General features: G+C 66.1%; 7 protein-coding genes. 1 reads left to right on the forward strand and 6 read right to left on the reverse strand.

Annotated features, from left to right (window positions below):
• From VDP82_RS13265 to VDP82_RS13275, 3 genes are all read right to left on the reverse strand, one after another.
• Positions 1–394 (reverse strand): MFS transporter (locus VDP82_RS13265; protein ID WP_323015323.1); only part of this gene is annotated, 394 nt, incomplete at its 3' end.
• A gap of 77 nt (positions 395–471) precedes the next feature.
• Positions 472–1284 (reverse strand): alpha/beta hydrolase, encoded by an 813-nt coding sequence (locus VDP82_RS13270; protein WP_323015324.1) that lies wholly within the window; start codon positions 1282–1284, stop codon positions 472–474.
• Positions 1281–1919, reverse strand: a complete 639-nt coding sequence (locus tag VDP82_RS13275; protein ID WP_323015325.1) for a DsbA family oxidoreductase — start codon at positions 1917–1919, stop codon at positions 1281–1283. The genes VDP82_RS13270 and VDP82_RS13275 overlap by 4 nt, the downstream gene beginning before the upstream one ends.
• 165 nt (positions 1920–2084) lie before the next feature.
• Between VDP82_RS13275 and VDP82_RS13280 the strand changes: the two genes are divergently transcribed.
• Complete coding sequence (locus VDP82_RS13280; RefSeq protein ID WP_323015326.1) at positions 2085–2306, forward strand: SlyX family protein; 222 nt, start codon at positions 2085–2087, stop codon at positions 2304–2306.
• A gap of 133 nt (positions 2307–2439) precedes the next feature.
• Here VDP82_RS13280 and VDP82_RS13285 read toward each other — a convergent pair whose 3' ends face one another.
• The 3 genes from VDP82_RS13285 to VDP82_RS13295 form a co-directional block, all read right to left on the reverse strand.
• Positions 2440–3846 carry an NAD(P)(+) transhydrogenase (Re/Si-specific) subunit beta gene (locus VDP82_RS13285; RefSeq protein WP_416347116.1) on the reverse strand — a complete coding sequence of 469 codons (1407 nt, stop codon included), beginning with the start codon at positions 3844–3846 and terminating at the stop codon, positions 2440–2442.
• Between the two features lie 4 nt (positions 3847–3850).
• Entirely contained in the window at positions 3851–4156 is a 306-nt protein-coding gene (locus VDP82_RS13290) for a proton-translocating transhydrogenase family protein (protein ID WP_323015327.1), read from the reverse strand.
• A partial coding sequence (locus tag VDP82_RS13295; protein ID WP_323015328.1) for an NAD(P) transhydrogenase subunit alpha occupies positions 4153–5405 on the reverse strand: 1253 nt, incomplete at its 5' end. The genes VDP82_RS13295 and VDP82_RS13290, both read right to left, overlap by 4 nt.

Raw genomic sequence — 5405 nt, forward strand, 5'->3', positions numbered from 1 at the left:
CGAACTGGTCGCGCACCATGGCCCGCGACAGCGCCACCCCCACCGAGACGCCCACGCCCTGCAACACCCGGCCCGCCAGCAGCCAGGCGATATCCGGCCCCAGGCTCGCCACCAGGCTTCCCAGCACATAGAGCGCCATGAACACCATGGTGACGCGCCGCCGCCCCAGGCTGTCCGACAATGGCCCGCACACCAGTTGCGCCAGCGCGAAGGCGCCGAAATAGACCGATAGCGACAGCTTGCCCATGGCCGCCGTGGTGCCCAGATCGGCCACGATGGTGGGCAGGGCCGGCCCGTAGAGCGAGATCGATAGCGGGCCGGCGGCCACCATCAGGCCGCCGACCAGCGCGGTGCGGCGGGCCGACATGGGCGGCAGGGGAGAAAGCTCGGTCATGGGAAGATCCAGGCGGCAGGAATGCGGATAGGCCCCCGCCGCCGCCCCGAGGTCAAGCCCTCTCTATCGGCCCGGCCTCAAAGAGCCCGTTGGAAGAACGGCCGGGCGTGGTTCCAGATCCCCCGCGCCCAGAGGTCGCCATGATCCGCCCCCGGCTCGATCCACAATTCATCCTTGTGCGGCGCCAGCGCATGGACCCGCTCGCCATTGCTGACATCGATCACCGTGTCGCCCGTGCCATGCGCCACCAGCACCGGCGCCGTGACGTTGCCGATCCACTGGTCGAGCGGGAACTGGTCCTGCATCACCAGCGCCACCGGCAGGAAGGGATAGCGCTCCGCCGCCACCGTCACCGCCGAGACGAAGGGCGTTTCCAGAAGCAGCGCCTTGGGCTGGCGTTGGCTGGCGACATAGGTGGATGGGCCCGAGCCCAGCGAGCGCCCCCAGACGACCATTGGGTAGCCCTGCCCCGCCGCCCAGTCATAGACGGCCAGCGCATCGGCCAGGATTCCCGCCTGGCTGATGCTGCCCGGAGAGGCGGGAAAGCCGCGATAGTCGAAGGCGAGGAAGCCATAGCCATCGGCGACGAATTGCTCGAAGCGCTCATGCTCCTTGCTGAACGAGCCGGAATTGCCCTTGTAATAGACGATGATCGGCTTGCCCGGCCCCGGCGGCTGATACCAGCCATTGACCACGCTGCCCTCCACCGGCACGGCAATCTCCTGCGCGCCGGCAAGCATGGTGTCGGCCAGCGCCACCACCTCCCCCTGCGGCTCATATTGCAGCGCGCGCTGGTTGACATACATATAGGCGATGACGCCCAGATAGGCGCAGGCCACAAGGGCCAGCGCCACCCAGAGACTGCGGGCGATGCGCTTTCCCATGCTCATAGCTCGGCCAGCGCCTGTTGCAGCCCGCGCGCGAACACCTCGTCGGGCTGGGCGCCCGACAGCGCGTATTTCTCCCCGAAGATGAAGAAGGGCACGCCGCGAATGCCCTGCGCCGCCGCGTCATTGGCCAGCTGCTCGGTAATGGCCAGCTCATGCGCGTCATTCATGGCGTCGAGCGCATCGCCCCGATCGAAGCCGAACTGCACCGCGATATCGGCCAGAACATTGTCGTCATGGACCTGCCGGTGCTCGAGAAAATAGGCCTCGGCAATGGCGTTGGCCAATTCGTGCTGGATGCCCAGGGGCTTGGCCAGCCGCGTGATGGTATGAGCCTTGCGCGTGGGAAACATGCGCGGCTGCTGGCTGAGATCGAGGGCGATGCCGCTCTTGCGCGCCTCCCCTTCCACCCGCGCCCACATCTCGCTGGGGTCGCGCCCGTATTTCTCCCGCAGCATGTCGGCCACCACCACGCCCTCCTCGGGCGTGTTGGGATCGAGATAGAAGGGGTGGTTCTCCACCTCCACCTCGATATCCTCGGGCAGGTCCGCAATGGCCTTGTCGAGCCGCACGGACCCCACCAGACACCAGGGGCACACCACATCGGTGAACACATCGATCTTGAGCAGCTTGGTCATGGTCCTATCCTTTATCGCCTCAGACATGGCGCGGAACGGGCCCGCCTGCAAGCATGCACCACCATGTAACTGGCATGTAACCGGCGCATCCCCGCCAGGATTGCCTCCACGCCCGCTCTGGTCTATCGCTGCCGGCACATTCCAACCAGCCTTGGGCGATCCGTCATGACCGATACCGCGCTGCACGTCCTGATCGAGCGCGTGGACGCGCTCGAAACCCGCATCGCCTTCCAGGACCACACCATCGAGGAGCTGAACCAGACCATCACCAGCCAGTGGCAGCAGATCGACCTGCTCACCCGCAAGATGGTGCAGATGGAAGAGCAGCTCCGCTCCGGCGCCTATATCGCCGACCCCGCCACCGAAAAACCCCCGCCGCATTATTGAAGGGGAGCTGGGCTTTCCCCGGTGTCATTCCGGCGCAGGCCGGAATGACAGGCTGGCTTTCTTCCGTTCCGATCCATCTCCCCCAAACAGAAAAGGCCCGCTTGCGCGGGCCCTTTCCAATTCTGGCGAACACTCAGTGTCCGAGCGCCTTGACGATGTCTTCCGTCATCTTCTTGGCATCGCCGAACAGCATCATGGTGTTGTCGCGGTAGAACAATTCGTTCTGCACCCCGGCATAGCCGGCGGCCATGCCGCGCTTGATGAACAGCACCGTGCCCGCATCCTCCACATTGAGAACCGGCATGCCGTAGATCGGCGAGGTCTTGTCGGTCTTGGCGGCGGGATTGGTGACGTCATTGGCGCCGATGACGAAGGCCACGTCGGCCTGGGCGAATTCGGAGTTGATGTCCTCCAGCTCGAACACTTCGTCATAGGGCACGTTGGCTTCGGCCAGAAGCACGTTCATGTGCCCGGGCATGCGGCCCGCCACCGGATGGATGGCATATTTCACTTCCACGCCCTCGGCCTTGAGCATGTCGGCCATTTCGCGCAGCGCGTGCTGGGCCTGCGCCACCGCCATGCCATAGCCCGGCACGATGATGACCTTGCCGGCATTCTTCATCAGGAACGCCGCGTCTTCCGCCGCGCCCTGCTTGACCGGGCGGTCATCCTCGGTGGCGCCCGAGGCGGCGGCGGCGTCACCGCCGAACCCGCCCAGGATCACCGAGATGAAGCTGCGGTTCATCGCCTTGCACATGATGTAGGAGAGGATCGCACCCGACGAGCCCACCAGCGCGCCGGTGATGATGAGCGCGGTATTGCCCAGCGTGAAGCCGATGCCCGCCGCCGCCCAGCCCGAATAGGAGTTGAGCATGGAGACCACCACCGGCATGTCGGCGCCGCCGATGGGGATGATCATCAGCCCGCCCAGCACCAGCGCCAGGATGGTGATGGCCCAGAACAGCCAGGGATCGGCCGAGATGGTGAAGGCCCAGACCAGCGCCACGATGGCCACGCCCATCACGATATGGATGGCGTGGCGCGCCGGCAGCAGGATGGGCTTGCCACTCATATTGCCGTTGAGCTTGGCGAAGGCGATCACCGAGCCGGTGAAGGTGAAGGCGCCGATGGCGACGCCGATCGACATTTCCACCAGCGCCTGGGCATGGATATGCCCGCCGGTGCCGATGCCGAAGGCTTCGGGCGCGTAAAGCGCCGCCGCTGCCACGAACACTGCCGCCAGGCCCACCAGCGAGTGGAAGGCGGCGACGAGCTGGGGCATGTCGGTCATCTTGACCGTGCGCGCCATATAGGCGCCGATACCGCCGCCGACGGCCAGCCCGGCCACGATCAGCGCCCAGCTTTCCCAATCGGACGGAGCCGCCACGGCCAGCGTGGTGAGGATGGCGATGCCCATGCCCACCATGCCGAACATATTGCCCTGGCGGGACGAGCTGGGGCTGGAAAGCCCGCGCAGCGCCAGGATGAACAGCACCCCGGCCACAAGATAGAGCAGTGCCGCAATATCTGCAGAAATCATCGGCTCAACCCTTCTTCTTATACATGGCCAGCATGCGCTGGGTGACGAGGAACCCGCCAAAGATGTTCACGCTGGCAAAGACCAGGGCGATGAAGCCGAAGACCTTGGAAACCCAGTTGCCGTCGGCGGCCAGATGCACGCCCACAGCCAGCAGCGCCCCCACCACGATCACCGAGGAGATGGCGTTGGTCACGCTCATCAGCGGGGTGTGCAGCGCCGGGGTCACCGACCAGACGACGAAATAGCCCACGAAGATCGCCAGGACGAAAATGGCGAGGCGGAAGGTGAATGGATCGATCGCTTCCATCATTTGGTTTCCTTGGGAGTTGCGGGCTTCTTGGCGGCGGGCTTTTTCGCCGCCGGCTTGGCCGGGGCCTCGGCGCCGGTCGCGGACGCTGCGGTCTTGGGTGCCGCAGCAGCCTTGGCTGCCGGCTTGCCGGCCGCAGCCGGCTTTTTCACTGCTGCAGGTTTTTTCGCCGCGACAGGCTTTTTCGCTGCGGCGGGCTTGGCTTCCGCCTTTTCGGCGGCCGGAGCGGCTTCGGCGGCCACCGCCTTTTTGGCCGGCGCCTTGCGCGGCGCGGCCGGCTTGGCCGCAGCCTTGGCCGTTTCGGCCGGAGCGGCGGCAGCGGGGCTGGCGAAATTGGGGTGGACGACGGCGCCGTCGCGCGTCAGCACCGTGGCCTTGACCAGCTCGTCATCCCAGTTGATGGCCAGGACCTTTTCCTTCTTGTCGAACAGCGTGTCGACAAAGGCGATCAGGTTGCGCGCATAAAGCTGGCTGGCCGTGGTGGGGATGCGTCCCTGCACATTGGTGTAGCCGATGATCTTGACGCCGTTGTGCTCGATCACCTTGCCCGGAACGGTCAGTTCCACATTGCCGCCGCGCTCGGCGGCGAGGTCGACGATCACCGAGCCGGGGGCCATGGATTCCACCATGGCCCTGGTGATGAGGCGCGGCGCCGGCCGGCCCGGAATGAGCGCGGTGGTGATGACGATGTCCTGCTTGGCGATGTGCTGGGCGGTCAGCTCGGCCTGCTTGGCCTGATATTCGGCGCTCATCTGCTTGGCGTAGCCGCCGGCGGTCTCGGCCTGCTTGAATTCCTCGTCCTCGACGGCGATGAACTTGCCGCCCAGGCTTTCCACCTGCTCCTTGGCGGCGGGGCGCACATCGGTGGCCGACACCACCGCGCCCAGCCGCTTGGCCGTGGCGATGGCCTGAAGGCCGGCGACCCCGGCCCCCATGATGAAGGCCTTGGCCGGACGCACGGTGCCGGCGGCGGTCATCATCATCGGCAAAGCGCGGTCGAATTCGGCCGCCGCCTCGATGACGCCCTGATAGCCGGCCAGATTGGCCTGCGAGGACAGGATATCCATGACCTGCGCACGGGTGATGCGGGGCATGAACTCCATGGCGATGGCGGTGACGCCCGCCTTGGCCAGCGCCGCGATGTCGGCCTCGTTGCCATAGGGGTCGAGTGCGCCGATCACCAGCGCCCCCTTGTTGACCCCGGCCAGGGACGCAGCGGCGGGGCGGCGCACCGCCCCTACGAGGTCGGCGC

The organism is Devosia sp. (genome assembly GCF_034675085.1).
In the GTDB taxonomy this organism is placed as follows: Bacteria; Pseudomonadota; Alphaproteobacteria; order Rhizobiales; family Devosiaceae; genus Devosia.